Genomic DNA, 24,483 nt, shown 5'->3' on the forward strand with positions numbered 1-24,483 from the left:
GGCCTCAGGAGGTGGCCTCCTGAATCTTTTTCCTCACGAGCGAGCTGACAAGCTTTCCATCCGCCCTTCCGCGGAGCCTTGCCATAGCCCTTCCCATTATCATTCCCATTGCGCCCATCCCCTTGGCATTTATGACGTCCATGTTCTCCTGAATGACCCGGTCTATTATCCTCTCGACCTCCTCCTCGCTGAGGAGAGTTAGGTTCTTTTCTTCGGCGACCTGCTTCGCGGTCTTCTCCGGGCTCTTAGCCAGCTCCTTGAATATATCCTCGAATGCCTCCTTGGCTATCTTCCCGTTGAGGTACAAGTCAAAGGCTTCCCTTATGTGCTCGTCTGTGATGTTCTCCACTGGCACTTCTTTCTTTAGTCCCTTGAGGACTACCACGAGTACCGAAGCCGCTAGGGACGGTTTGATGCCCTTAGCCACCAGCTCCTCGAAGAGCTCGTCGCGCTCGTCGTTGACGAGGGTTTCCGCAAGGCTCCTGTCTATCCTGTACTCCTTCACGTAGCGTTCAACGCGCTCCTGCGGGAGCTCTGGCAGATTCGCCAGTATTTCCTCCTTCATCTCATCCGTTATCAGTATTGGAGGTATGTCTGTCTCGGGGTACATCCTCGCCTTTCCGGGCAAGGGGCGCATGTACTGGGTGTTTCCGTCCGGCAGGGCTCTCCTAGTCTCTTCGGGAACGCCCTCTATGGCTTCCCTCGCCCGCTGGAGGACCTCGCGGAGGGCGTTTTTTGCGGTCTCCTCCTCGGCGGCAACGAGAACGAAGGCGTCGTCTTCCCCCAGGCCGAGCCTCTCGACGATTGCCCTGACATCCTCTTCGGTAATTCCATAGTTCGGAAGTTCGTCGATATGGAATATGCCCTTCACGTACTTCTTGGCTCTGTCGGCCATTTCCGTGCCGAGTCTCCTTCCGGGCTGTATCTCCCTTCCGATCAGGCCGCGGAACTTGGGGAGCTTTATCGCCAGAACCTTTCCGCCCCTCTCTATGGCTCTCGCTATTATCCTCGAGCCGGTGTTTTCGAAGATGTCCGTGACGTCGTGGAACTCTTCCGTTATGTCCTCAGGAGTGACCCCCCTCCTTTTGAGCTCGTCTCTGATTTCGATCAGGTTGAGCTGTCTCTCGATCTCGCGCTCGATTATGACCGGAATCATGTCCAGCTCCTGCACACCCTTGATTTCAACCCTTGCACCGCCCTTAATGGAGACGTTCAGGTCTTGCCTGATGGTTCCAAGGCCGCGCTTGACCTTCCTCGTTGCCCTCAGCGCATCGCCTATGTACTTGGCGACGACCTTCGCCTGTTCCGGGTGGTGTATGTCCGGCGTCGTTGCTATCTCAACGAGCGGGATTCCAAGGCGGTCGAGACGGTATACCACCTCTTTACCCAGCCTCTCGACGATACGGCACGCGTCCTCCTCCAGACAGATCGTGGGGATGCCGACACTTCCCCAGGGGGTGTCGACCTTTCCGTTCATGGCTATTATCGCCGTTCTCTGGAAGCCGGAGACATTTGAGCCGTCGATGACTATCTTGCGCATGAAGTGAACCTCGTCAACGGGAGTGGCGTTTAGGAGGTAGCTTATCTGGAGTGAGACCTTCAGCGCCTCTTCGTCCGGCATGTGGGGAGGCTCCTCGTCCATATAAACGAGATCCGTAAGCTCGTAGTTGCCCTCGTAGATGTACGTCCTCCCCTTCTTGAATTCCTCAAGCGCTGCCGGGTCAACCTCACCGAGCTCGCTTATGGTCGGCCTGAGCCTGCGCTGGAAGGTAAAGTCAACCTCGTCTCTGAACTCACTTGGGGCGGGTGAGAACAGCTTTTTTGTATCCAGCTGTCTGTGGATTTCAAGGCCAACCTTGAGACCGAGCTTCTCGTAATCGTACGCCATCATCATCACCTCAGGAAAGTGTCAAACCTGGTGTAGGGCGTTATCTCGCCGGCATAGCTGGTCAGCATCATTTCGCGGACTTCCTTCGGGTCGTCAGTGTGACCAAGAACCCACATGAGCTTGACGTACGCTGTCTCGGGGAGCATGTCCTCGCACGGTATGACGCCTGCCTTAAGGAGCCTCCTGCCGGTGGAGTAGACGTTGAGGTTCACCCTGCCGTAGAGGCACTGGCTGGTCATGCAGACGGTGAGGCCCTCCTCCGTGGCGCGGTTTATCGAGTCTATGAGGTACGTTGGGACGTGACCCAGTCCAGTACCCTCGATGACGATTCCCTTGTAGTCCCTGTCGACGAAGAAGTCTATGACCTCCGGCTGGATTCCCGGGAACGCTTTAACGAGGGCTACGCGCTCCTCCATCTCGTCGTCCACCCAGACCTCGCTCTCGGTTCTCCTCCTGTAGTCGTTCCTGAGGAACTCGATTTTACCTCCCGGCCATACCTTCGCGAGGGGAATGTCGTTTATGCTCCGGAAGGCATCACGCCGGCTCGTGTGCATCTTTCTGGCCTTGGTTCCGCGGTGGGCCAGGCAGTAGGTGTCACCGGTCTCGCCGTGCATGACGATAGCGACCTCTCCGAAGTCGGCAGTGGCCATCCTCACCGAGCATATCAGGTTCATGGCAGCATCGCTGCTCGGTCTGTCGGAGCTCCTCTGGGAGCCGACTAGAATAACCGGCTTGCCCAGGTCGCGGAGCATGAAGCTGAGCGCCGAGGCGGTGTAGGCCATCGTGTCAGTCCCGTGGGCTATGACTACGCCGTCTTCACCGTTGTTCAGCATTCTGGCAACCTCGTGGGCTATCTTGACCCAGTACTCCGGGCGCATGTCCTCGCTCATTATGTTGAAGAGCAGCTTTGGCGTTATGTTTGCTATGTCAAATATCTCCGGAACGGCTTTGGCGAGCTCCTCAGCTGTGAAGGCCGCATGGACGGCGCCGGTCTTGTAGTCAATCCTGCTTGCTATAGTTCCACCCGTTCCTATTATTGCAACGCTGGGGAGTCCTGGCCTCTTGGGGAAGACCTCCTCGAACTGGAGCTCTTCCTTGGGGGCAGCCTTCTCGATGATTTCAACCGACACTATCTGGTCAACGAGTATTCCGATGTTGTACCCATTGTCGAGCTTCAGCGTGAGGGTTTCGCCGCTGGAGAGCTCGTAGGGGTTCATAACGATACCCTCATAGACACTCGTGTTTCCGTTCTCCTTTTCGATTATCCGGACGTAATCCCCGACTTCTAGATTCTTATCCTTCATAAACCTCTCGACTTTGCGCATACTCTCTCCCTCCGGCCAATACTGGTTCCAATCCAATATAAACCTTCGGGCTGGACAGGTGACAAAATTCGGCCGAGATTCCCCAGAAATCCTGTCAAAATGACAACTACTTGGCCTCAATCTTAAACCTTGGCTCCTCTATCCACTCCGACTTGCACCTTGGACAGCGGGAGGGAAGGTGTATTTCAGGCCTGAAAACAAAGCCACACTTCCTGCACTGGGCGGGCTTTATGAGGAGAACCTTCCCCTCCCTCTTGAGGGTTCTCTGGATAGCCTTCAGATCCTCCAGGATAACCTTCTTTGCCCCCTTCCCTCTGAGTTCCAGGGCCAGTGCGAGCTCCCCCGGTGAGTAGTCCCTCTCCTCCAAAAGCTTTATTATACGCTGCCTACGAGTCATCATCGCGGGATGGTTCGGGCGGAGGGATATAAAGCTTAGGGTGAGAGCATGATAGTCGAAAGGGCCGGGAAGGTTCTTGAAGGGCACAGGCTCTGCAACCACTGCCTGGGGAGGCTGTTTGCAAAGCTCGGCAGGGCTACAAACGAGGAGAGAGGGAGGGCCGTAAGGCTCGTTCTGAACATGGAACGCTCCCTGAGGGGCATGCCGCCCTTTGACGAGCCCGAGTCCTGCGAGCTGTGTGGGAACGTCTTCGAGAGGATCCCTGAGCTGGTTGAGAGAATTAAGGATGCAGCGGAGGGGATTGAGTTCGAGACGTTCCTCGTCGGTTCTCGCTTTCCGGAGGAAGTACGTGAGATGGAAGAGGGCATCTGGCGGGAATTTGGAATTGAGACCGCCGAGCCGATAAACCGTGAGTTCAACCGCGAGCTCGGTAAGGCCTTTGGCCTCGCAACCGGGAAGGAGACATCGAGGAACCCGGACGTCGTTTTTATAGTCGAGCCGTATTCTGGTGAGGTGGAGCTCCAGATAAACCCACTCCACGTCTACGGCAGATACAGGAAAGTGGTGCGGGGCATTCCGCAGACACCCCTGCCCGAATTCGAGGACAGTGTGGCCTCAATAATCTGCAGGGCCTTTTCAAAGAGGACTGGGGGGAAATGCGTCTTCAAAGCCGCCGGAAGGGAGGACGTTGACGTCAGAATGCTCGGCAACGGACGGCCGTTTGTCGTCGAGATAAAGCGGCCCCGAAAGAGGAGAATTGACCTGGGCGAGGTCGCCGGTGAAATTAACAGGAGCGGTAAGGTCGAGGTTCTCGACCTCAGGTTCATAACCGGAAAGGAAGCCGAAGAAGTCCTCACGAGAAACCACCGGAAGGAATACCTAGCCCTCGTCCTCGTCGAGGATGGCGTGACTCCGGAGGAAGTGAGGGAAGCTGCCAAAAAGCTCACCGGCCTGGAAGTCCACCAGAGAACGCCGTGGAGGGTGAGAAAAGCGAGAGCTGACAGGGTGAGGATCAAAAGGGTTCACGTGGCTGAGGCCAAGTGGCTCGATGAGAGACACTTCGAACTCAGACTGGTCACCGATGGAGGGCTTTACATAAAGGAGCTTATATCCGGGGACAGGGGTCGCACAAAGCCCTCGGTGAGCGATCTACTCGGAAAGTCGGCATGGTGCGAAAGGCTGGACGTGCTGAACATTCTCGATGACTGAAAACTTTATAAACGGTTCTCGCCGATTGGATAGCGAAGCCATAACAGGCTTAGTTGATATGCCGAAAAGGTTTGAAAAGCTGGATACGCCTCTGCGTCCGTTGCGCGATGGATAAAAAATCTGTGAGGTGATAGGAATGGTCAAAAAGGCCCACAGCTTTAGGAGGAAGACCCGCGGTAAGCTCAGCAAGAGCCCCAGGAGAAGGGGGCTTCCGCCTCTCACCAGGTTCCTTCAGGAGTTCGAGACCGGGCAGAAGGTCCACATAGTTATCGAGCCGAGCTACCACAGGGGAATGCCCGACCCGAGGTTCCACGGAAGAACCGGAACCGTCGTCGGCAAGCGCGGCGATGCCTACGTCGTCCAGATTAAGGACGGCGGAAAGGTTAAGACCTTCTTCATTCACCCGGTTCACCTCAGGGCCCAGAAGGGATGAGCATGATTGGGAGAAAAAAGCTGGAGGAGCGGTACCTTACGGTAGCCGAGACCAAGGAGCTCCTCGAAAGGCGCAAGGCGGAGGGTATGGAGGAGAACCCTGAGGAGCCGATGTTCTACGAGGCCAGGGTTAGTCTCGAGCATGCCGAGCGCTTTGCCAAGCTTAAACCAGAGCAGGCGGTTGAGCTCAAGGAAAAGCTCATGGAGCTCTTCGAGTGGATGGACGAGAGGCTCGCCGCGAAGCTCGTTGATCTGATGCCCGAGGACTACTTTGATATACGCATAATATTCAGCAAGGAGGACTACATGCCCACCAAAGAGGAGGCCGGGGAGATAATAAGGCTCCTCGACGACTACAGGGAGTGACCTCTTCTTTTCCTTTTCCTAGACAAAGTATAAAAACTCCTGGGGGTATAATTTCTGGGGGAGAGACTATGGATAGGTACCGGAGACATTCTTACAGGGAAAGCCTCGAAAAGAAGAGGCGGAATGTTGAGTATGAGGAGTACGCCTACGTGCTGGACTATCTGCCGGAGGGCTACACCGATTTAAGCACCGGAAGGAGAAGCGGTAAGCCCGTGGCGCAGGTTATAGGTGAAAAGGCCTTCACACTCCTTGAGGTTGCCCCGAAGGAGGATCTTATGCTCTATGAAAGGGTTTTCATCGGTAAGGGGCAGAGGGATAAGATTCTCATGATAAACAAGAAGATTCACTACGATGACCTCACCGCCACCGCTAAAGCCGAGCTCCCGTACGTTGTCGAGGAGATAGTCAAGAATAACGAGGAGCGCTTTGTACAGTTCTTCAACGTTGCTCCCCCCATAACCAACAGACTCCACAGCCTGGAACTGCTCCCCGGCATAGGAAAGAAGCACATGTGGGAGATAATCGACGAGCGCAAAAAGGAGCCGTTCAAAAGCTTCGAAGACCTCCGTCACCGCGTCAAGGGGCTTCCCGACCCGGCAAAGATGATAGCCAAGAGAGTCGTCGATGAACTTGAAGGCAAGGACAGGTACAGGCTCTTCGTCGGTTCAAGGAGGATATTCCGCGTATGAGGGAGCGCCTTTTTTTCCTTATTTCCAAATACAATTTGAAGGCAAACTCCGACCTCGGTCAGAACTTTCTGGTAGTCCCCGATATAATTGAGAGGAACATTGAGCGGGCGGAGCTGGGCGGAAGAGATCACGTCCTCGAAATTGGACCCGGCCTTGGAGTCCTTACAGATGCCCTCAGCAAACGTGCCGGAAAAGTTTACGCCATTGAAAAAGACCACAGGCTCGTGGAGATACTCAAAAAGGAGTACGACTGGCCAAACGTTGAGATAATAGAGGGCGATGCACTGAGGGTAGAGTTCCCCGAGTTCAACAAGATAGTTTCAAACCTCCCGTACCAGATTTCGTCGCCCATCACATTCCGCTTTTTGAAGCATGAATTTGAGCGGGCGGTTCTCATATACCAGCTGGAGTTCGCTCAGAGGATGGTGGCAAAGCCCGGGGACAAAAATTACTCCCGTCTTTCTCTCATGATTCGGGCTAAGGCCCACGCTGAGCTTGTGGAGAAGATAGGCAGAGGGGCCTTCTGGCCCAAGCCGAAGGTTGACTCGGCCGTGGTGGTTCTTGAACTCAAGCCTGCGGACGAGAGAATAGAGCTCAGCGAGGATTTAGTGAGGGCCCTCTTCCAGCACCGCCGGAGCACTGCCCAGGCAGCCCTGAAGAAGTCCCATCACATGCTGGGTCTGAGCAGGGGGGAATTCAAGAAGCTCAGGGACGTGTTTTCAAGGATACCCCACGCAGGGAAGCGAGTCTTTCAGCTGTCCCCTGAGGATGTCGAGGAGATTGAGGAGTTCTTAAGGGCAGAGGGAATCCTGGAGTAGTCACTCCGACGGTTCCTCGCCAAACAGGGTGGTGTACACGTTCTTCAGCTTCTGGTAGTGGCCGTTTTCAATGTTGGCGAGCCATATTAGTGTTGCCTTGGTGTTCTCGTCCTCTGTTTTCTCGGCTAAATAGCGGTAGACGTCGTGTGCCAGGCGCTCAGTTCCCATGAGATATTCAATGATATCCCTCACGTCCCCATGATAGACCATGTCCCTGAGCCTTTTTTTCGACATCTGCACCTCCAGTGCCGGAAGGGCGATTCTTGGGGGCTTTTCGTTGGGAAATATCTCCCTGAACATCCTGAGCAGTGCCTCTGCGTGGCCAAGGCTCTCCTTGTAAAGCTGGAAGAACAGCTTGGACACCATCTCATCCCAGTTGACTTCCTTGCTGAGCTGGTAGAGCCTGTAATACATCTCGGCTTCCTTCACCTCTGACTCCATCCAGTATGCGAGCATCTCCTTATGGCTGAGTTTGGATATCGCTTCCAGTATCTCCCGGAACTTTGCCTTCTCCTCCTCGGTTCTGTAATGGGGGTTCTTCATCAGTATCCCCTGCGGGTATTACGACTTGGAAGCGTTTATACCTTTCGCCGGCGATTGTTTTTTAAGAGAACTTGAGAAGTCCAGACCATGATAATAGCTATCATCGATGGCTACACCGACGAGCCCGCTGGACTGGGCGTTCCCCCGTATCTGGGCATATACCCCCGCTATGCGTACGGTGCCATTAAAAAGGCCAGATATGATGCCCAGGTGTTTTACCTCACCATAGATGACCTCAGGGCAACGTTCGAGGGGGATAGGGGAATAGCTACCAAGAACAAAACTCCAAACTTTCCGAAGACAAGAAGGATACTCGAAAGGGCCGATGTTTTGGTATACATAGGGGGGCTCCACACTCCGGGCAAATACCTGTCTGCAGTGCCCTCGCAGGTTGAGGAAGTTGCAAGGTTTCTCAGGCCGTTTGAGGGAATTAAAGTACTCGGCGGGCCTGCGTTCATGGGATCCGCACACGGAGGCGGTACGAAGATCAGTTCCCGCGAACTGATGCTGGCCAGTGCAGTTTTCGACCACATCGTCTACGGTGACCTGGAGGCGTTTCTCCACGACTTCATTAAGAATCCCAGCGAGGCAGACCCCTTCCGTTTCAGAACTTATGGTGAACTGCGGGACTACGCTCTCCTCGGTGCCGAAGTCGTCAGGCAGTTTCCGGATTATCCCGATTTCGTTATAGTTGAGATTGAGACCCAGCGTGGATGCCCAAAGGCAATGGGAATAGGTGGGTGTTCCTTCTGCACTGAACCCGTGAGGTACAGCTCGATAGAGGATAGGCCCATCGAAGACATCGTGGACGAGGTAAAGACCCTTTACAGGCTCGGCGTTAGGCACTTCCGTGTTGGGCGGCAGAGCTGCATATTCTCTTACATGGCAGAACCGAACGGCCGCGTTCCGGTTCCCAATCCCGACGCAATTGAAAGGCTCTTTAGAGGAATCCGTTCCGCCGCGCCTGGCGTCAAGACTCTCCATGTTGACAACGCTAACCCGGCGGTTATAGCCAACTATCCCGAGGAGGCCGTCAGGATAGCGAAGGCGTTGATAAAATATGGAACCCCAGGTAACGTGGTCGCCTTTGGCCTAGAAAGCGCCGACCCAAGGGTGGCCAAGCTTAACAACCTCAACGCGACTGCTGAAGAAACCTATGATGCCGTTAAGATTCTCAACGAGGTCGGCGGAAGGAGGGGGCCAAACGGGATGCCGTGGCTTCTTCCGGGGATAAATATCCTCTTTGGACTCCCGGGGGAGACCAAGAGGAGCTACGAGTTGACGTTCCAGTTCCTGAAGCGCCTCCTGGATGATGGGCTGATGGTGAGGCGCATAAACATCCGGCAGGTTGTCGTGTTCCCAGGCACGCCGCTGTGGCACCTCAAAGGCAAGCTCAAGACTGAAAAGCACAAAAAGCTCATCCAGCACTATAAGTACAAAATACGGCACGAGATAGACCTCCCAATGCTGAAGCGCGTTGTTCCCGTTGGGACGGTGCTTCGAGACGTCCGTGCGGAGGTGTTCGACAACGGGCTCACATACGGAAGACAGATAGGGAGCTACCCCCTAATAGTCGGTATTCCCAAGAGGGTTGAACTGAACAGGTTTTACGACGTTCTGATAGTCGACCATGGATTCAGGAGCATAACCGGAATTCCTGTGCCGGTGAACGTGAACACCGAGTCCTCCAAGGTTCTCCAGTATCTCCCCGGCATCGGAAAGAGAAACGTCGTGGGGATACTCTCCAAGAGGCCGTTTAGAGACAAAGATGAGTTCTTTGAGGTTGTGGGGGAGGAGAAAAGGAAGATGCTGGAGGGGATAATCAGCCTGTAGTGGCCGTGCTGTTCTGGGGCCATGAGAACCTGATGATGTTCTCGATGAGAACGACCTCTGCCCTCAAGGTCTCGTCTGTCTTTCCCTCTATCACGAGCACGCCCTTGCGTGGAGCGAATATCCTGTTCTCCTTAGCGTCTTCCGCGGGGCCGATAAGGATGACGGCGAGGTGGTTCTCGTTTCCTATTTTACCGCGTCCGATATCTACCTTGGTCCAGAAGTTCAGATAGGTCTTCCTGTATCTGAGCCACGTCTGGTTAAATGCATACTGCTTGGCTGTGGCGTTGTCGTATCCCATCTGGAGTCCTTTGAGGTAGTAGTTTGTCGTGAATATGTTGGAGACCACGCCAGATATCTCCGAAACGGCGAGGGTTCTGTACCTGCAGTCACCCACGTACAGCTGGGGGGAGTCCTTGCAGTTGGTCACGGAGGGGTCTCCCATCACGATTGTGAAGTACTCATAAACACTCCTGAGCGTCAGGTTGAGGTCAACCTCTGGACTGCCCGTGATGTAGCTGTCCACCGTGATGTTGAAAAGCTTTGAACCTTCAGGGGGTTTAGTGCCCTCCTCGATCAGCTTCTGGTACTGCTCTGCGGTCAGGGCGTAGAACTGGCCGGAGGGGGTGTATATCATCACGTAGTGAGTTGATGCCTTCGGCGCTCCGGGGTTAAGGACGGTGCTGAAGCTGTGGTACGAGTACAGCACGTAGCTGGTTGGAGCCACAGCGACTATGAGGACTACAAGAACCGCTACGAGTCTCCGTTGATCCAATTCTAAAACCCCCAGAAAAGGGAATTAAAATAGAAGGGAAGGCCTTCAGAGGCCGGCGATGTACTCCATAAGGGCCTCAGCGGCAGCCTTGGTCTCGTCCCTGGTGGCACCGGCGACGATGACGACGTCGTAGCCGCCGAGGGCGTTCTGGATGTACTCGATGTCGCCTGGGCTGTTGTACCAGTCGACCTGGCTGATGTTCTGCTCAACGAGGTACTTGGTGATGCTGTTGGCAACCGGACCGCCGATGAGGATGAGGTTGCTTCCCGGGTTGTCCATGTTGACCTCGTAGTCCATGATGGTTATCGGCTGGGTAACCGGCTTGAGCATGGTGACGTCGCCGTAGATGCCCTCGACGTAGTAGTCGGTGTCGAGGACCTGGTCGCCAGCGGCGAGCTCCTTCTCGACGACGGTGCCCTCCTTCTCCTTGAGCCAGATGTGGGCGTAGGCGACGACGCGGTCAACGTCATCGATGGTGCCGTTGCCGTCGATGTCGTAGCCGACATCCTTCTCGTTGAGGGTCTTGAGCTGGAAGTGGTACCAGAGGTCGTAGGTGCCGAAGATGTCGACCGGGTTGCCCTCAAGGGTGTCCTTGTTGGTGAGGGTGATGTTGGTGATGTACCAGGTGCCGCTGACGTTGGCGGTGCTGATGGTCATCTCCCAGGTCTTGCCGTCGTAGGTTATGGTGTCGGCGCTCTGGTAGGTCTTGACGTCGACCTGAGCCTCGATGCTGGCTATGAGGTGGCCGTCGATACCGACGAAGGTGTCCCTGAGGGTGAGGATAACGCTTCCGTCGCCGAAGACGTCAACGGCCGAGTCCTTGGTGAGGATGAGCTGGTCGCTCTCCTGGCCGGTGACGGCGTTCTTGACGACGACGAGTGCCCTCTGGTCGATGATGCTTATGTCGAGGACGGTGACGATCCAGTCGGTGCCCTCGATGGCCTGCGGCTGGCCGACCTGGTACCAGGCGGTACCCTTGTCGAGACCGGCGGTGAACTGGCCGTTGTCAACACTGAGGACGTAGTAGGTCTCGCCAAAGACCGTGAAGGTGTCACCGGCACCGACGCCCTCGCTGTAGGTGCTGACGATGGTTCCACCGTCGGCGGCAACGTTCCCGGCGTCGCCGATGTAGTAGCTGGTAACGTTCTGGTAGTCGGCCGGAACGCCCCACTCGGGGTATTCGTCCCTGACCTGCTCGGTGGTGGTCACGCTGTAGTTGTAGAGCTTGTAGTCAACGAAGACGGTGACGTTGCCTGGGGTGACAACGAGGTCAGCGTCCTTGGGCGGCCTGGTTTCGTCCCAGCTGCTCGGGTCCTTGGACTTGAGGCCTATCTTGCTGAGGGTGATGTGCCAGTCGATGAGCTGCTCGTCGTTTATCTTGTCCCTGTCGGCGAGGGTGGTGGTGACGGTGAACCAGTCCTTCCACTGGGCGTAGGTGTCAACGTAGGCAGCGCCGTTCCACCAGTAGTCCCCCGGAAGCTCCTCGTACTTGGTGGCCCAGTTCTCGCTACCGTTGATGGTGAGGCCGTGGTCACCGGTCATGGTGTCGTAGTTGTAGGCGTAGATGGTCCACTCGGCAACGGTCGCGGGCGGGTACTCGGCCTTGATCTTGACGTAGCCGTTCTGGACCTCGGCCTGCTCGGTGGTGTAGAGCAGGCTGCCGAGGGCAACGGCAATGTCAGCGGCGCTGGCAACGTCCATAGCAGCAGCGGTACTTCCAACGACGATTTTAACGTTCGGAGTTCCATCGGCGTTAACGAAGAAGTCCTTCGGTATGTTCGGAACGGTCGGCTGAGCGCTGGCAAAGCCCATGGTGGCTCCAACCATTGCGGCACCAATTGCAAGGGCCGCGATCTTCTTCACTTTCATTTTCCCAACACCTCCTTAACTTTGGGCTTACGCCCTAGGATGGTCTAATATGCATTGTCAATGACTTTCTACCCGGTTAGGGTATATATACTTTTCGCTTTCAGACCCTTTCTCTGCTTAAAAAAAGCTCGCTCATTGCCGTAAAAATGAAAGGGAGCTTAATTAAATGCCTATAGGCTTTTCGCCTTTTGCCGATAATATCACGGGTTCAATTTGAACTCCGTGTTCTTCTTCTCCATGAGCTGCCTCTTCACAGGCCGTGTAACAAGTTCATTAACGAAGCCACCGAGGTCTGTCAGCGTGTTCTGGAGCTCATTGGCCGTGATGTCTATAATCTCGGGCTCTATTATGGAGATAGCAACAGGGGCGTACTTTGCAGTCAGCTGAACGAGCGTCTCAAACGGTGACAGAAGCTCCGCCGCGAGGAGGCCTTTGAATTTATCCCCCTCCATCTGTCCCTGGACGATGAGCTTGTTTATCTTGCATCCTTCAATGGTGAGGGCCTTTCCCATGGTGGTCTTTATGCCCTCCTCGTTCTCGCCGAAGACCTCAACGACGAAGCGGTAGAGAATGTTCCTGTCCTCAACGATCAGCTCTTCAATCTCCTCCCTTGAATAACCTATCTTTGGCTCGGGGAGGTCGTCAAGCTTGGGATAAACTGCCAGGCCTCCGAACTGTTTCATGAGCTTTCCCATGAACAGCGAGATTTCTCCGAGGGTCTTCATGAGATCCTTTGACTCAATCTCCAGTTTTCCGGGTCTCAGGACCTCCACAACGGCCGGAGAGTACCGCAGGGTCAGCCGGATTATATCCCCAAGGGCCCCCTCCAACCGGGCTTCTATGACTCCAGAGTACTTAAGAAGCTCCTCCTCCGGGGTTTCCATGACCTCTTCCAGATTTACGTACTTAATTTTGACACCCTTTTCATTCTGGAGGTTTTTTGCAGTCTCCTCCAGAGCCCTTTCTAAAACTTTCTTGTCGTTGCCTATGCCCTCAATGTAAAAAATAACCTCAATCTCGGCCAATTTCACCACCACATCCAGCTATATCGCTTCTTTTGATACGTGCCCACTATGGGGATGGGCTCACCGCAGTATTCACACCTTCCGTCTTTCACATGATACTCGGTGATTTTGAATCCCCAGCGGACTATTAAAGGTTTGCCACAGCCGGGGCAGTAGGTGTTCTCGCCCTCGTGACCTGGCACGTTGCCGATGTAGACGAACTTGAGTCCCTCCTCCCTGGCCACTCTGTACGCCCTTTCAACCGTCTCGACTGGGGTTGGCGGGAGGTGGCCCAGCCTGTAATGGGGGAAGAACCTGGAGAAGTGAACCGGGGTGTCATCGCCGAGGCTTTCAATCACCCAGCGGACGAACGCCCTGATCTCCTCCTCCCTATCGTTCAGCGTGGGAATTATCAGGTAAGTCAGTTCAACGTGGATTCCGAACTCCTTTTTGGCAATCTCCGCGGTCCTCCTGCTCGGCTCGCCGCTTGGAACGCCCGCTATCTTCATGTAGAACTTATCATCGAAGGCTTTGATGTCGATGTTCATGGCGTCTATGTACGGGGCGAGCTCCCTGAAGGGCTCCTCGTTTATGTAGCCGTTTGTTATCAGCAGGTTGTAGATCCCCTCCCTCTTGGCCAGCCTGGCCGTGTCAAGGACGAACTCGTACCAGATGATTGGTTCGTTGTAAGTGTAGGCTATGCTCTCACACTCATATTTTTTGGCCAGGGCGATTATCCCCTCTGGCGTGGCATCCTGGAGGTACGGGAAGTTCTCGTCCGTCTGGCTTATCTCCCAGTTCTGACAGTGCTTGCAGTGCATGTTGCACCCAGCTGTGCTTACTGAAAGGGCACACGAGCCCGGCCAGAAGTGGAAGAGGGGCTTCTTTTCAACGGGATCCGCCGCAACTGACGATACTTTTCCATAGTTAAGGGTGTAAAGCTTTCCGTTGATGTTTTTTCTCACCCGACAGGAGCCGCGCTGGCCCTCATCTATTATGCAGTTGAGGGGGCACAGTTTACACCTCACCCTTCCGCCCTCAAGCGGCTCCCAGTGCATGGCCTCCCGCATAGGTCTCACCGGAGAATAGTAGGCTCACTTCCGTTTAAGTTTTTGGTACCTTTCGTAGTACTCGCTTATCGTCAGGAACTCTGCCCCCTCTCTCTTGTAGTGGTCTATCAGCCTTCCGAGGAGGGAGATGGCCTGATCCCCGGTGTTGAACCTGCAGTCCCACCTTATCTTTTCCCTCTGCATGGGGACAAACTCCCATGGGTGGGCAAAGTAAACTCGGGGTTCCCTCAGGCGGCCGTGAATAATCCTCTGAATCCTCCAGGGGAGCCGTATGGCGGAGGACGTGGTGGAAGCGGGGACCTCCAGGACGTCTCCAAAGAACCTCACGCCCCCGCGGTAGCCCTTGTACGTTGCCTTCGAGGAGTCCACCAGAATGCCGTTTTTTGAGAGTATATCATAATAGTAATTAGGGAACTGCAGGTTGGGGGCGCGGAATGAGACCACATCCCCGAACTTGCGCAGTACCTTAAGCGACTTTTCGATGGCCTTTTCACCTTCCTCCCTGGTGAGCTTGTCCAGCCGCTCGTGGTTGTAGCTGTGACTCCCCAGCTCGTGTCCCTCGTCGATGACACGCCTCACGAGTTCCGGAAAGCGCCTCGCCATCTCGGCTGTGAAGAAGAACGTGGCCCTCACCCTTTTTTCCGCCATTAAGTCGAGGAGCTTTGGCAGTCCCTCTTCCATCCCCCTCGTGGTCGTGAGATACGGCGGACAGTCGTGCTCCACATCAAAGGTTATCGAGACCATCATGGGCCAATCCCCCTGACCATCTTGTAGAAGACGTACCTCCTGTCGACCTCGTCCCTCATGTTGATTGTGCGTTTGTATATCCTCAGCAGCTTACGCAGAACAACGTCCCACGAAAATTCTTTTTCCGCGCGCTTGCGGGCTTCCGTGCCCATCGCTATAAGCCTCTCCCTGTCTTGGAACGAGACGGCGAGGTTTTCCATCATGCCCTCCTCGCTCTCCGCTAAAAGGCCGGTGACCCCGTGAACTATCATATCCGATAGGCCGCTCTCGTTCCTCCCGATTACGGGCCTCCCGGTTGACATGGCCTCCAGCCCGACGACCGGAAAGGCTTCGAGTATTCCGGGCATCAGCACCATATCTGCCGCCCAGTAAAGGGGTAGAAGCCGCCCCCTCTCGATAAAGTTGTAGAGCTCGGTTATCTCACCAATACCCGTCTCGCGCAGGTATTTCTCAAGGAGGGGGCGCATGGGGCCGTCACCTATCATGACGAGTCTTACCTTTCTCTTGGGGAGGCCGCTCTTCTTGAGGGCGCCCTTTATCATGAGCGGTATCCTGTGCGCCTGCTTTCTCTCGGTCATTCTCCCCAGATACAGGACGACGATTTCGTCCCTGACACCGAGGCTCTTTCTGGCGTTTTCCCTCTCTTCTGGTTCCGGAGGGCGCCATCTCTTGACGTCTATCCCGTTGGGCACCACGATGACTGGACGCCCCCTGAGCTTCTCCCCGAGCAGGTTCCGCGTGTCCTCAGCCACGGGAGTGCTGACCGCGACGAAGGTGTCTATCCTTTTGAGGTGATGTCTGACAAATGCTCCGAGGAGGGAATCGAGGGGAGGCTTTCCATAGAACGAGTGGTTTGTGGCCACAACGGGGACGTTCCGTATTCCCCGGGATATCTTGGACACCGCGATCGCGAGGGGGGAGTATATACTGTGGACGTGCGTGATGTCGAAGTCCAGTTCCTTGTAGAGTTCGTTTATCCTCCAGAACTGTGTAAGGCCCACACTTGAGTGGTATCTGCGGAAGTACAGGGTTCCGGGGAACCTGAGTACCGGATAGGGAAAGCTGTCTATGTATGGCTTCATATAGCGGTAATCGTGTGTCAGGACGTAGGGTTCGTGCCCCATGAAAACGAGGTTGCGGGCGAGTTCATCAATGTGAGACTCTATCCCTCCGATTTTAGGGTAGAACCAGTCGGATGCTATTGCGATCTTAAGGCTCTCCATATTTCGACCCCTCCGGACGTCAGGAGGACCGCTAGCCCCACTAAGCTGCTGACTACGTACGAGACAAAGCGCTCTAGGAGGGTTATCGAAACCGCGAGCGCCATCGGGATTCCGAAGTACGTGAGCGTCCCCACCAGACCTCCTTCAATTATCCCAACACCGCCCGGAGTGAAGGCGATGATGCCAAACAGGAGGTTGGCTATTGAGATGACCGCTATAAAGCTCCAGGCAAGGTGAAGTCCGAAGGCGAGTGTAATAAGCTTCAGCCGAACAACGTCGAGGAGCCAGACTGTGGAACTGAGGAGAACCGCTATGATGTTGAGGCTGTGCATGTTTCTCAGGGAGGTTATTTTCTCCATCTCCTCCGAGGTCACGGGGGTTCTGAACAGGCGGAGTGAGAGCTTGACGAAGGAGTCCCATTTAACCCATATCAGGAATATCCCAGCTATGCCCAGGATCACGAAGGGGATCGGTTCCTCTGATGAGAAGTACATCATCCCGACGAGAAACAGGCCAAATACCGGAATCGTCTCGAGTATGCGCTCGTAGACTATGCTGACCGCGGAGACCCCTGCGGGGATGTTGGCCCTTCTGGACACCCACGCCATCCTGAGCAGCTCCCCCCCGCTCCTGCTCATTGGGGTAACGTTGTTCATGAAGATTGAGGCGAGTATGGCCTTGACGAGCTCGTGAAGGGGGGCGTCCTTCCCCACACCCCTTAGAACGAGCTTCCAGCGGATGCCGTAGAGAACAACGCTCACATAGTACGTGAGGAATGCCAGGGTCAGGTACTTAAGGGAAGCGGTTCCCACCACTGAAAAATACTGCTTCGCTGATGCGATAAGGCTCTCCAGCATAGTCACGACCTACCTTAAGTCGGTCCGGGATTTTAAAACGTTATCGGAACAACACTCTATACGTTCCCTTTACTCCCCTGTTAAGGTGTTCCCAGCCGAGAAGGGGCATCTCCTGTCTTTTTCCATCGATGGTAATGTATACGCCGCTCCCTTTCTCGACGCGTCCTATTACTGTGAACTCCATCCGGAGGTTCTCTACCATTTCCTCGGGTATCGTGAAGACGAGTTCGAACTCCTCTCCGCTGGCGAGGGCTATCTCGATGGCGCTCAGTCCAAGTGCCTGGGCGGCTTCAATTACTTCTTCCCTCACCGGTAGCCTCCAAGCATCGACTTCTATCCTCACCCGGCTCATTCCTGCCAGCAGGTGGAGTTCTTTGGAGATCCCATCGCTGATGTCTATTGCAGCGTTCGCTGAGGTGCTCAGCTCAACCCCCTCCGTAACCCGGGCCCTGGGTTCGAGAAGCTTCTCATAGAGGGATTTCCTTACCCTTCCGGACACATCAACCCCGTGCTTCCAGAGGAGGAGCCCTGCCAAAGCCCGTCCTATGTCTCCCGTTACACAGACGAGGTCCCCCGGCTTTGCCCCGCTCCTTGTTAGGAGCCTCCTCGTTCTCCCAAGGGCGATCCCGTCTATTATCAAATCGTCCGCCTCGTTGGTGTCGGCGCTCAGGACGGGGAGGCTGTAGAATTCGAGGGCACTCCCGATTCCCCTCGCAACACCCTCCAGATAGTCCATGTCAACGTCCTCGGGTACTCCAAGGGAGAAGAGGAATCCCAGGGGCTTTGCCCCCATGGCAGCGACATCGCTGACGTTCATGGTGACGGCCCTAAACCCGACCTGCTCGGGCGTCATTATATCCGGGACGTCCGTTTTTCTCACGAGCATGTCGTTCGTCGCTACGAACCACTCGTTCCCGAGCTTAATCGCTCCCGCGTCGTCCCCCAGAGGTAGATCACCCTGGATCCTGAGGTGTTTCATAAAGAGCTCGATTATCTCCCTCTCCACCTTTACCCCCACTCCCAGTTGGGTGATGTGATTTAAAGCCTTCGCCAAGCTTTTATGCTGTTGACACAAGATAACTCCGTGGTGAAGATGAGGGAGCTGAGGTACAATCCTCTGACCGGTCAGTGGGTCATGGTCTCGGCGGTGAGAAAGAGACGCCCGTGGAGGCCGAGGAACTTCTGCCCCTTCTGCCCCGGGAGCGAAGAGACCGGTTACGGCTGGGATGTTCTTCTGCTTCCGAACAGGTTTCCTATGCTGTCCTTCGATGCCCCCAAGCCCGAGAGGGCCAGATTTTACAAAAAGGCAAGGGCACTCGGCCAGTGCAGTGTGATAGTCGAAACGCCCGAGCACGACCTCAGGGACCTCGATGAGCTTTCTCTCAATGCCGTGACAAGGGTTGTTGAATTATGGAAAAACATAACCGCAGAACTGAAGAGAAACCCCCACGTTGCCTACGTTTCAATCTTTCGAAACAAGGGTGAGGAAATCGGCGTTAGTCTGACCCACCCTCACGGCCAGCTCTACGCGACGCCCTTCGTACCCCTCAAGGTTCGCCTCAAAGTCCAGAACTCCAGGGAATACTCCAAACGCACCGGCGAGTGCCTCTTCTGCAGGCTCCTGCGCGAGGAGCTGAAAGGTGAAAGGGCGGTATACGAGAACGAAAGCTTCGCCGTGTTCCTGCCGTTCTTTGCAAACTGGCCCTTTGAAGTCCATGTCTATCCGAAAAGGCACGTCCAGTGGCTCACCCAGCTGGCCGATGAAGAGCTCACGGATTTGGCCGACGCCCTCCGCGCTACGACTGCAACCCTCAACACCGTCCTGGAAAGGGACATGCCGTACACCATGATGGTCTATCAGGCCCCGTTCAGGGGGAACTATGATTTCTATCACCTCCACGTTGAGTTCTATCCAATCCTGAGGGAGAACGGCAGGATCAAATATGCCGCGGGGATGGAGATGGGGACGTGGGACTTCACCTACGATGGAATTCCAGAGGAGAACGCGGAAAAGCTGAGAGAAGCCTGCAGAGATGCTATAAAAAGAATCGGCGCAAGGGGTAGGTGCTTCACTTAGCCCTCCGGCTTCCCCCCAGGAACTTCATGAGACTCGTCTGCCTCGGTCGGTATTCCTCCTTTGGGACTTCGACCTCAAGGGTTTCGAGATCCTCTATTCTGGCTTTTCTTATCTCCTCCGGCAGTCGTATCTCTCCGTATTTTCCTCCACCGCCGGGGATCACTATGAGTTTGCCTTCTCTGTACGCCCACACGGCCTTTGCAACCTCCTCGTGAACCTCCGCCAGACCCTCAAGCGGGACATCGACGAGAACCCGTATTTCGCTCCCGAACTCCTTCAAAAAGCGCTCCCAGATAGACCTCACGGCCTTCGTTTCGACTCCCTTCCCTATGACCATGGCGATTATCTCAGCTAGGGGAGCCAGGCGGAGGTAGGGCGGCCTGTCCCTCGGCCTCTCTTCCGTGTCGGCCAGCTCAAGGATCCTGTCGTGAACACCCTTCTTTATTCTGCCGCCGCACTTCGGGCATTTCCACTTGAACCCCCTCGCCTCCTCAGGAGAATATTTGGCATAGCAGCGGGAGCATGCCGTAAGGTGGTACTTGCCCAGCCTCGGGTCAAGGCCGGCGTTGAGGACGATCTTTCTGCCTCCCCTCTTTAGAATGGCCTTCCGTATCTCCTCGAATGTCGCTTCCTTCACTTCAAAGCGGTTGAACTCCCTCCCGAGGCGGTGGGGCATAGGGGAATGGGCGTCGCTGTTGCTGAGATATGTCATGGAGTGGTGGGCCTTTATCCTGTCCGCCATCTCCGAATCCGCCGAGAGACCTAGCTCAAGAAAATGAACCTTCGCCCCTTGGTATGCCTCCCTGAGGCTGTTGTACTCTTTGTAGAGGGCTGTCCAGGGTGTAAAGGCGTGCGCCGGCCCTATCAGGACACCGAGTTCATTGGCGATGTCCGCTATTTCCGCCGCTGAAAGGCTGACCCTCGGTCTCCCCTCGGTCTCTATGTCCCCAGAGTACTTTCTCAGCTCCTCCCTCATCTCCCTGACGGTGGAGATGCTCGGAAAGATCAGGACGTGGTGCACCCTTCTGCTGTCCTCAACCTCGGCCGTAAGGAGGAAGCGGATTCCTTTTCTTTCGTAGGTTCCTTCGCTGACCTTCTCGGCGTACCTCAACAGTTCCTCCTCCCACTTCGGGTTGAGTATGTCCCCCGTCCCAACTATGCCGAGCCCCTTGAACCTGGCGTTCTCGGCGAGGTTTGGAACGGTCATGGATTTTGAGACGGCCTTCGAGTAGCGGGAGTGTATATGAAGGTCTGCATCTACGTGCATGGAATCACCTCATTCTATGTACATACCCTCCAAGCCGCGGTAGTAGGCGCGGTATATGTCCCTCTTTGTCACGACCCCGACGAGCTTCCTGCTCTTGGGACTTTCCAGCACGGGCAGGAGGTTCTGGTCGTAGGCCATGAGCTTTTCAAAGGCATCCTCAGCGGTTTCCGTCGGATACGTTACTCCGTAGGGGCGGCGGAGGAAGCGCTTCACCGGCATCCTCTTAACGCTGGGGGGCTTTTTCAGGATGTCCTTTATGCCGATTATTCCCACCACTTCCATGTTCCCATTGACCACGGGGAAGCAGTCGTGTCCGGTTTCCCCTATCAGGTGCTCCACGTCAAAGAGGGTCTGCTCCTCGGTGACGTAGATGGGGTTCACCGTCATTATCTCCCCGACGGATATCGTCTCAAGGATGACCGGTTTTCCCGTCGTTACATGGTAGCCCTTTCTGGTGAGCTTGAGGGTGTAGATGGACTCCCCCTTGAGGAAGAACCTCGCCGTGAGGAAGCCTATGGTTGCGGAGGTCATCACCGGCGGGAGAACGGTGTAGCTCCTCGTCAGCTCGGTGACCATGAGTATCTGGGTAAGGGGTGCCTGCGTCATGCCGCTGAAAAAGGCTGCCATCCCAGCGAGGGCATAGACGGAGGGACTGGAGGCGTGGGCCGGCAGGAGGGTGCTCACGACCTGGCCGAAGGCCGCTCCGAACATCGTCCCTATGTAGAGGCTTGGGGCGAAGACACCGCCGCTCTGTCCGGAGCCGAGGGTCAGGGCGGTGGCCAGCATCTTAACCAGCCCGAGAATTATAAGGAGCCCTATCGCCAGCTCCCCGTAGAACGCCATCCTCATGCCTTCGTAGCCTATCCCGAATATGCCGTACGCCGGGAACAGCATCCCGAGAACACCGACACCGAAGCCGCCTATCGCGGGCTTCATAATCTCGGGCGCTCTGGCCTTCGAGAACCTATCCACCATCCCGTAAAGGAACCGGGCATAGAACGCGGCGAGAACGCCGAGAAACAGTCCAAGGAGAAAGAACAGGGGGAGTTCGAAGAGTGTGTGTCCTATTCCGCCCGGAATATCTATCTCCACCGCCCTGTTGAGAACGGCCAGGGTGATCGCGTTGCCGGTGACGGCTGCGATGAATATTGGCACGAGGTTTATCGAAAATGCTCCCATGTAGACGACCTCAAGGGCGAACATCGCCCCCGCCAGCGGGGTGTTGAAGGTGCCCGCTATACCTGCCGCCAGGCCGCAGGTCACGAGGAGCTTCCTCATTTCCTTAGACAGGTCAAACCAGCGCGCTAGGATTGACGTTAAGGCCGCACCTATGAACCCTATTGGCCCTTCGCGCCCGACGCTTCCCCCGGAGCCTATGGTTATGGCCGTGGCCACCGTTTTCAGAACGGCAAACTTTCCTGGGATGTTGCCGCCTTTAAATATGACCGCCTCTATGACCTCAGGGATACCGTTCCCCTTGATTTCAGGGCATTTTATCACGAAGAACGTGACTATGAACGCGCCGAGGGTTGGGAGGAGTATGTATCCAAGGTTGAAGCCCCCCACTCTGTAAGAGACGTTCGGGAGCAACCACCCGAAGAAAAACCCGTGAACGATGCCTATGAACACCCTGAAGACTATCGCACCCAGGCCACCCACTAGGCCGGCCAGGATGGAAAAAGCGATGACAACCCCCCACTTTTTCAGATAGCCGCGTTTCGATGTCATCAATGGGGTATGGGCATCACAAATAAAAAGCTTAAGCTTTTATACCCTTCACGCGGAAGGGTCTCTGGTGGGACTATGAAGGTTGAAGGATTTGTTGCTTCCCTCAGAAATGCCGAGACCATAGGTGAGCTCTTTAGGATACTCGCGCAGAAAGGTGCCCCCATCGTCGAGCTCGATGGGAAGAGGTTCCTCATCGTCGTTGAGGGCGACTTTGAAGGCAGAAAGTTCTGGACCGAGATAAACGGGGAAAAGGCCAACCAGGCCCTTGGAGACGCGATGCTTAACTCCTCAAGCTTCCCGTTCAAGTGCAGGAAGCCCTACACCGGGGGTAACGTAATCTTCGTGAGCTTCGATGACGTTGAGGTTGGGGAGTTCCTCGTTGCGTACCGCGACCCGGACTACGGCATGTTCTACCACATCAAGAACGGGCGGGTCGAGGAGATAACAGGAGAGGAGTACGAGGCTCTTCTCCCCAAGATGCCTGAGTTCAGGATAAAGTCCATGAGCGAAGAGGAAATGAGCGCCATGGGAGCATTCTTCGGCTGATTGTAAAGGAAAAGGCTCAGGATGAGCCCTTTATTTCCCTTATCTTTTCTTTGGTTGCCTGTATCCTCTCGACCTTCTGGGCCGCTTTTGTACTCCTGCTCTCCTCGATTTCTCTCTTGAACGCCCATTTGAGCAGGGGCGGCGTTATCAGCACCGAGACCGTTATAAATATCAGCGTCGCCGCTATGAACTCCGGGGCATGCTGTGGGCTGATCGCGCCCCCGTGTATTGCCACCATGAGGTCAACGAGGGCGACCTCCGTTCTCGGAACCGAGCCTATACCCATCTGGAGGGACATCCAGAAGTTCTCCCTGGTGAAAAGGAACGCCCTTCCCCTTCCCCAGGCCGTTATCCATGCCCCGAATCCCCTTCCGGCGACCTTTCCAAAGACCGCTATGACGGTCAGCACTGCGGCCAGAACGAGGGCCTTCGCGTTCTCAAATACCGTAAGGTTCAACATCGCTCCAGTGTGGACGAAGAAGAAGGGTATGAGCAGGCCGTAGCCTATGGCCTTTACGTCCTCCATGATGCGCTTTCCTTCGGGGAGCTTTGAGAGCACGAGGCCCATCATAAACGCTCCTTCGATGGCGGCCGCAAACCAGCCCTCGGCGAGGGCCGCGAAGAGAAACATCATGCCAAGAACGGTTCCCAGTATGCCCTTCTCGACGTGCAGCCTCTCGGCGAATTTTATGTAGTGCTCAACGAGGAACCACCAGAGGACGCCGGTTATCACGAAGAAGGCCACTATTTTTTCACTCAGTTCTATAAGGCTCCCGCTTCCAACGGCGAATATGACGAGCGCTATGCCGAGAAAGTCGTCCATAACACTCGCGCTGAGCGAAGCGGCTCCGACCTCACTCTTGAGCACGCCCAAGTCCATCATTACCCTGACCGTCAGCCCGATGCTCGTGGCCGTCAGCAGGACACCCCCCGCGAAGGCTTCCCTGCTCGGGTATCCCATCTCCATGAGGGCAAACCAGCCTATGAAGAGCGGCACAAAGACTCCCAGGAGGGTGGAGACCGTTGCGGTGAGTCCGGTTTTCTTAAGCTGCTCGATGTCAGCGTCGAGGGCACCGAGGAACAGCAGGAATATTATGCCCAGCTTGGCCAGAAAGTTGGAAACGACGGTCAAATCTGTGGTAAAGCCCTCTCCGCTGACTATCGGGAGGTACTGGGGAGCGACCATCCCAAAATAGACGAGGTTTCCGAGGATCATCCCCATAAGGAGCTCTCCAAGAACGCCCGGTAGCTCAAGCCTCTCTATTATGCTGTCCCCTATCTTCGCCAGGATCAGGGATATTCCTATGGCGAACAGGAGCCAGGTCACCGTTTCCATTGCGCGCCACCCACCCGGAGCAGTCTCAGCAGCTCGTCTATCAGTATGCGCAGGCTCACCTCGCCGACCAGCTTTCCGTCCTTCACGACGGCCAGCACCTGTATTCTGTACTTGCGCATCTTCATCAGGGCGTCGAGAACGGTGGCGTCTTTGTCTATCGTGAGCACGTGCCTCTCAGCGACGTCCTCCGCCTTGGTGGCGCCGCCGAGCATCGAGCGCATTATCTTGCTGGTCATCCCCAGCTTGAACTTGTGGGCCTCAGGGGGAAGAAGGACGTCTATAACGTCGATGTACCTGATGACGCCCACGAGCTTCATGTTCTCCCTGCTGTCAACGACCCAGACATGGTGCCTGCTCCTCAGTATCTTGAGGACGCTGAGCAGGTCGGCATCCGCGGTGACTATGGGCATCGTCTCGAACCGGGGCATGATATCGGTCAGAGTGAGTGAGTGGAAGCTCTCAAGGGCGGACTCGACTTCCATGGCGA

24 protein-coding genes are annotated in these 24,483 nt (G+C 55.5%); 8 read left to right on the forward strand and 16 right to left on the reverse strand.

Features of this window, described 5'->3' with window-relative positions:
* Positions 1 to 4: 4 nt before the first annotated feature.
* The 3 genes from gatE to ACZ5M3_RS11465 form a co-directional block, all read right to left on the reverse strand.
* Positions 5 to 1,894, reverse strand: coding sequence for a Glu-tRNA(Gln) amidotransferase subunit GatE (gene gatE, locus ACZ5M3_RS11455; RefSeq protein ID WP_464839653.1), 1,890 nt, complete (start codon positions 1,892 to 1,894; stop codon positions 5 to 7).
* Complete coding sequence (gene gatD / locus ACZ5M3_RS11460) at positions 1,894 to 3,213, reverse strand: Glu-tRNA(Gln) amidotransferase subunit GatD (RefSeq protein WP_464839654.1); 1,320 nt, start codon at positions 3,211 to 3,213, stop codon at positions 1,894 to 1,896. Before gatD ends, gatE begins: the two co-directional genes overlap by 1 nt.
* Before the next feature lie 106 nt (positions 3,214 to 3,319).
* On the reverse strand, positions 3,320 to 3,613 hold the full coding sequence (locus ACZ5M3_RS11465; RefSeq protein WP_464839655.1) for a transcriptional regulator: 294 nt from the start codon (positions 3,611 to 3,613) through the stop codon (positions 3,320 to 3,322).
* Between the two features lie 45 nt (positions 3,614 to 3,658).
* Here ACZ5M3_RS11465 and ACZ5M3_RS11470 point away from each other — a divergent pair, with 45 nt between their 5' ends.
* The 5 genes from ACZ5M3_RS11470 to rsmA all read left to right on the forward strand — a co-directional run bounded on the left by ACZ5M3_RS11470 (position 3,659) and on the right by rsmA (position 7,124).
* The gene (locus ACZ5M3_RS11470; RefSeq protein WP_464839656.1) at positions 3,659 to 4,819 is read left to right on the forward strand and encodes a tRNA pseudouridine(54/55) synthase Pus10; all 1,161 of its coding nucleotides are present in this window, start codon (positions 3,659 to 3,661) and stop codon (positions 4,817 to 4,819) included.
* A 136-nt stretch (positions 4,820 to 4,955) separates the two neighbouring features.
* Complete coding sequence (locus tag ACZ5M3_RS11475) at positions 4,956 to 5,252, forward strand: 50S ribosomal protein L21e (protein ID WP_088180131.1); 297 nt, start codon at positions 4,956 to 4,958, stop codon at positions 5,250 to 5,252.
* A gap of 2 nt (positions 5,253 to 5,254) precedes the next feature.
* Positions 5,255 to 5,617: an RNA polymerase Rpb4 family protein gene (locus ACZ5M3_RS11480; RefSeq protein ID WP_464839657.1), complete on the forward strand. Its 363-nt coding sequence runs from the start codon at positions 5,255 to 5,257 to the stop codon at positions 5,615 to 5,617.
* Positions 5,618 to 5,685: 68 nt separating this feature from the next.
* Positions 5,686 to 6,306, forward strand: a complete 621-nt coding sequence (locus tag ACZ5M3_RS11485) for a DUF655 domain-containing protein (protein ID WP_464839658.1) — start codon at positions 5,686 to 5,688, stop codon at positions 6,304 to 6,306.
* Positions 6,303 to 7,124, forward strand: a complete 822-nt coding sequence (gene rsmA, locus ACZ5M3_RS11490) for a 16S rRNA (adenine(1518)-N(6)/adenine(1519)-N(6))-dimethyltransferase RsmA (protein WP_464839659.1) — start codon at positions 6,303 to 6,305, stop codon at positions 7,122 to 7,124. The genes ACZ5M3_RS11485 and rsmA overlap by 4 nt, the downstream gene beginning before the upstream one ends.
* Here rsmA and ACZ5M3_RS11495 read toward each other — a convergent pair whose 3' ends face one another.
* Positions 7,125 to 7,667, reverse strand: coding sequence for a ferritin-like domain-containing protein (locus ACZ5M3_RS11495; protein WP_464839660.1), 543 nt, complete (start codon positions 7,665 to 7,667; stop codon positions 7,125 to 7,127).
* A gap of 87 nt (positions 7,668 to 7,754) precedes the next feature.
* Here ACZ5M3_RS11495 and ACZ5M3_RS11500 point away from each other — a divergent pair, with 87 nt between their 5' ends.
* Entirely contained in the window at positions 7,755 to 9,500 is a 1,746-nt protein-coding gene (locus tag ACZ5M3_RS11500; protein ID WP_464839661.1) for a radical SAM protein, read from the forward strand.
* On the opposite strand, the gene ACZ5M3_RS11505 is transcribed toward ACZ5M3_RS11500, so the two are convergent.
* From ACZ5M3_RS11505 to ACZ5M3_RS11540, 8 genes are all read right to left on the reverse strand, one after another.
* Complete coding sequence (locus ACZ5M3_RS11505) at positions 9,490 to 10,272, reverse strand: hypothetical protein (RefSeq protein ID WP_464839662.1); 783 nt, start codon at positions 10,270 to 10,272, stop codon at positions 9,490 to 9,492. The genes ACZ5M3_RS11500 and ACZ5M3_RS11505 overlap by 11 nt on opposite strands.
* A 45-nt stretch (positions 10,273 to 10,317) precedes the next feature.
* A complete protein-coding gene (locus ACZ5M3_RS11510; protein ID WP_464839663.1) occupies positions 10,318 to 12,141 on the reverse strand; it encodes an S-layer protein in 1,824 nt (607 codons plus the stop codon).
* Between the two features lie 200 nt (positions 12,142 to 12,341).
* Entirely contained in the window at positions 12,342 to 13,166 is an 825-nt protein-coding gene (locus ACZ5M3_RS11515; RefSeq protein ID WP_464839664.1) for a hypothetical protein, read from the reverse strand.
* Positions 13,167 to 13,168: 2 nt separating this feature from the next.
* Positions 13,169 to 14,215, reverse strand: coding sequence for an AmmeMemoRadiSam system radical SAM enzyme (gene amrS, locus ACZ5M3_RS11520; protein ID WP_464840944.1), 1,047 nt, complete (start codon positions 14,213 to 14,215; stop codon positions 13,169 to 13,171).
* A 24-nt stretch (positions 14,216 to 14,239) separates the two neighbouring features.
* On the reverse strand, positions 14,240 to 14,962 hold the full coding sequence (locus tag ACZ5M3_RS11525; protein WP_464839665.1) for a polysaccharide deacetylase family protein: 723 nt from the start codon (positions 14,960 to 14,962) through the stop codon (positions 14,240 to 14,242).
* Positions 14,959 to 16,185 (reverse strand): glycosyltransferase family 4 protein, encoded by a 1,227-nt coding sequence (locus ACZ5M3_RS11530; RefSeq protein ID WP_464839666.1) that lies wholly within the window; start codon positions 16,183 to 16,185, stop codon positions 14,959 to 14,961. Before ACZ5M3_RS11530 ends, ACZ5M3_RS11525 begins: the two co-directional genes overlap by 4 nt.
* A complete protein-coding gene (locus tag ACZ5M3_RS11535; RefSeq protein WP_464840945.1) occupies positions 16,161 to 17,042 on the reverse strand; it encodes a lysylphosphatidylglycerol synthase transmembrane domain-containing protein in 882 nt (293 codons plus the stop codon). The genes ACZ5M3_RS11530 and ACZ5M3_RS11535 overlap by 25 nt, the downstream gene beginning before the upstream one ends.
* 40 nt (positions 17,043 to 17,082) lie before the next feature.
* Positions 17,083 to 18,048 (reverse strand): thiamine-phosphate kinase, encoded by a 966-nt coding sequence (locus ACZ5M3_RS11540; RefSeq protein WP_464840947.1) that lies wholly within the window; start codon positions 18,046 to 18,048, stop codon positions 17,083 to 17,085.
* Positions 18,049 to 18,135: 87 nt separating this feature from the next.
* Here ACZ5M3_RS11540 and galT point away from each other — a divergent pair, with 87 nt between their 5' ends.
* Positions 18,136 to 19,119: a galactose-1-phosphate uridylyltransferase gene (gene galT / locus ACZ5M3_RS11545; RefSeq protein WP_464840949.1), complete on the forward strand. Its 984-nt coding sequence runs from the start codon at positions 18,136 to 18,138 to the stop codon at positions 19,117 to 19,119.
* Here the strand turns inward: galT and ACZ5M3_RS11550 are convergent.
* A complete protein-coding gene (locus ACZ5M3_RS11550; RefSeq protein WP_464839667.1) occupies positions 19,112 to 20,386 on the reverse strand; it encodes a TIGR00375 family protein in 1,275 nt (424 codons plus the stop codon). The two genes, galT and ACZ5M3_RS11550, sit on opposite strands and share 8 nt — an antisense overlap.
* 9 nt (positions 20,387 to 20,395) lie before the next feature.
* Positions 20,396 to 22,114: a chloride channel protein gene (locus tag ACZ5M3_RS11555; protein WP_464839668.1), complete on the reverse strand. Its 1,719-nt coding sequence runs from the start codon at positions 22,112 to 22,114 to the stop codon at positions 20,396 to 20,398.
* 75 nt (positions 22,115 to 22,189) lie between these two features.
* Between ACZ5M3_RS11555 and ACZ5M3_RS11560 the strand changes: the two genes are divergently transcribed.
* A complete protein-coding gene (locus ACZ5M3_RS11560) occupies positions 22,190 to 22,660 on the forward strand; it encodes a hypothetical protein (RefSeq protein ID WP_464839669.1) in 471 nt (156 codons plus the stop codon).
* Positions 22,661 to 22,676: 16 nt separating this feature from the next.
* Here the strand turns inward: ACZ5M3_RS11560 and ACZ5M3_RS11565 are convergent, their stop codons facing one another.
* Together ACZ5M3_RS11565 and ACZ5M3_RS11570 are read right to left on the reverse strand one after the other, a co-directional pair.
* Complete coding sequence (locus ACZ5M3_RS11565) at positions 22,677 to 23,996, reverse strand: cation:proton antiporter (RefSeq protein WP_464839670.1); 1,320 nt, start codon at positions 23,994 to 23,996, stop codon at positions 22,677 to 22,679.
* Positions 23,984 to 24,478: a CBS domain-containing protein gene (locus ACZ5M3_RS11570; RefSeq protein ID WP_464840950.1), complete on the reverse strand. Its 495-nt coding sequence runs from the start codon at positions 24,476 to 24,478 to the stop codon at positions 23,984 to 23,986. The genes ACZ5M3_RS11565 and ACZ5M3_RS11570 overlap by 13 nt, the downstream gene beginning before the upstream one ends.
* Positions 24,479 to 24,483: the final 5 nt, after the last annotated feature.

The sequence above is a fragment of the Thermococcus coalescens genome (assembly GCF_055392585.1).

What these genes read in the sequence shown, in the direction of transcription:
- gatE (WP_464839653.1), bottom strand. Translation starts at nt 1,894, where the DNA reads ATGATGATGGCGTACGATTACGAGAAGCTCGGTCTCAAGGTTGGCCTT.
- gatD (WP_464839654.1), bottom strand. Translation starts at nt 3,213, where the DNA reads ATGCGCAAAGTCGAGAGGTTTATGAAGGATAAGAATCTAGAAGTCGGG.
- ACZ5M3_RS11465 (WP_464839655.1), bottom strand. Translation starts at nt 3,613, where the DNA reads ATGATGACTCGTAGGCAGCGTATAATAAAGCTTTTGGAGGAGAGGGAC.
- ACZ5M3_RS11470 (WP_464839656.1), top strand. Translation starts at nt 3,659, where the DNA reads ATGATAGTCGAAAGGGCCGGGAAGGTTCTTGAAGGGCACAGGCTCTGC.
- ACZ5M3_RS11475 (WP_088180131.1), top strand. Translation starts at nt 4,956, where the DNA reads ATGGTCAAAAAGGCCCACAGCTTTAGGAGGAAGACCCGCGGTAAGCTC.
- ACZ5M3_RS11480 (WP_464839657.1), top strand. Translation starts at nt 5,255, where the DNA reads ATGATTGGGAGAAAAAAGCTGGAGGAGCGGTACCTTACGGTAGCCGAG.
- ACZ5M3_RS11485 (WP_464839658.1), top strand. Translation starts at nt 5,686, where the DNA reads ATGGATAGGTACCGGAGACATTCTTACAGGGAAAGCCTCGAAAAGAAG.
- rsmA (WP_464839659.1), top strand. Translation starts at nt 6,303, where the DNA reads ATGAGGGAGCGCCTTTTTTTCCTTATTTCCAAATACAATTTGAAGGCA.
- ACZ5M3_RS11495 (WP_464839660.1), bottom strand. Translation starts at nt 7,667, where the DNA reads ATGAAGAACCCCCATTACAGAACCGAGGAGGAGAAGGCAAAGTTCCGG.
- ACZ5M3_RS11500 (WP_464839661.1), top strand. Translation starts at nt 7,755, where the DNA reads ATGATAATAGCTATCATCGATGGCTACACCGACGAGCCCGCTGGACTG.
- ACZ5M3_RS11510 (WP_464839663.1), bottom strand. Translation starts at nt 12,141, where the DNA reads ATGAAAGTGAAGAAGATCGCGGCCCTTGCAATTGGTGCCGCAATGGTT.
- amrS (WP_464840944.1), bottom strand. Translation starts at nt 14,215, where the DNA reads ATGCGGGAGGCCATGCACTGGGAGCCGCTTGAGGGCGGAAGGGTGAGG.
- ACZ5M3_RS11525 (WP_464839665.1), bottom strand. Translation starts at nt 14,962, where the DNA reads ATGATGGTCTCGATAACCTTTGATGTGGAGCACGACTGTCCGCCGTAT.
- ACZ5M3_RS11530 (WP_464839666.1), bottom strand. Translation starts at nt 16,185, where the DNA reads ATGGAGAGCCTTAAGATCGCAATAGCATCCGACTGGTTCTACCCTAAA.
- ACZ5M3_RS11535 (WP_464840945.1), bottom strand. Translation starts at nt 17,042, where the DNA reads ATGCTGGAGAGCCTTATCGCATCAGCGAAGCAGTATTTTTCAGTGGTG.
- galT (WP_464840949.1), top strand. Translation starts at nt 18,136, where the DNA reads ATGAGGGAGCTGAGGTACAATCCTCTGACCGGTCAGTGGGTCATGGTC.
- ACZ5M3_RS11550 (WP_464839667.1), bottom strand. Translation starts at nt 20,386, where the DNA reads ATGCACGTAGATGCAGACCTTCATATACACTCCCGCTACTCGAAGGCC.
- ACZ5M3_RS11555 (WP_464839668.1), bottom strand. Translation starts at nt 22,114, where the DNA reads ATGACATCGAAACGCGGCTATCTGAAAAAGTGGGGGGTTGTCATCGCT.
- ACZ5M3_RS11560 (WP_464839669.1), top strand. Translation starts at nt 22,190, where the DNA reads ATGAAGGTTGAAGGATTTGTTGCTTCCCTCAGAAATGCCGAGACCATA.
- ACZ5M3_RS11565 (WP_464839670.1), bottom strand. Translation starts at nt 23,996, where the DNA reads ATGGAAACGGTGACCTGGCTCCTGTTCGCCATAGGAATATCCCTGATC.
- ACZ5M3_RS11570 (WP_464840950.1), bottom strand. Translation starts at nt 24,478, where the DNA reads ATGGAAGTCGAGTCCGCCCTTGAGAGCTTCCACTCACTCACTCTGACC.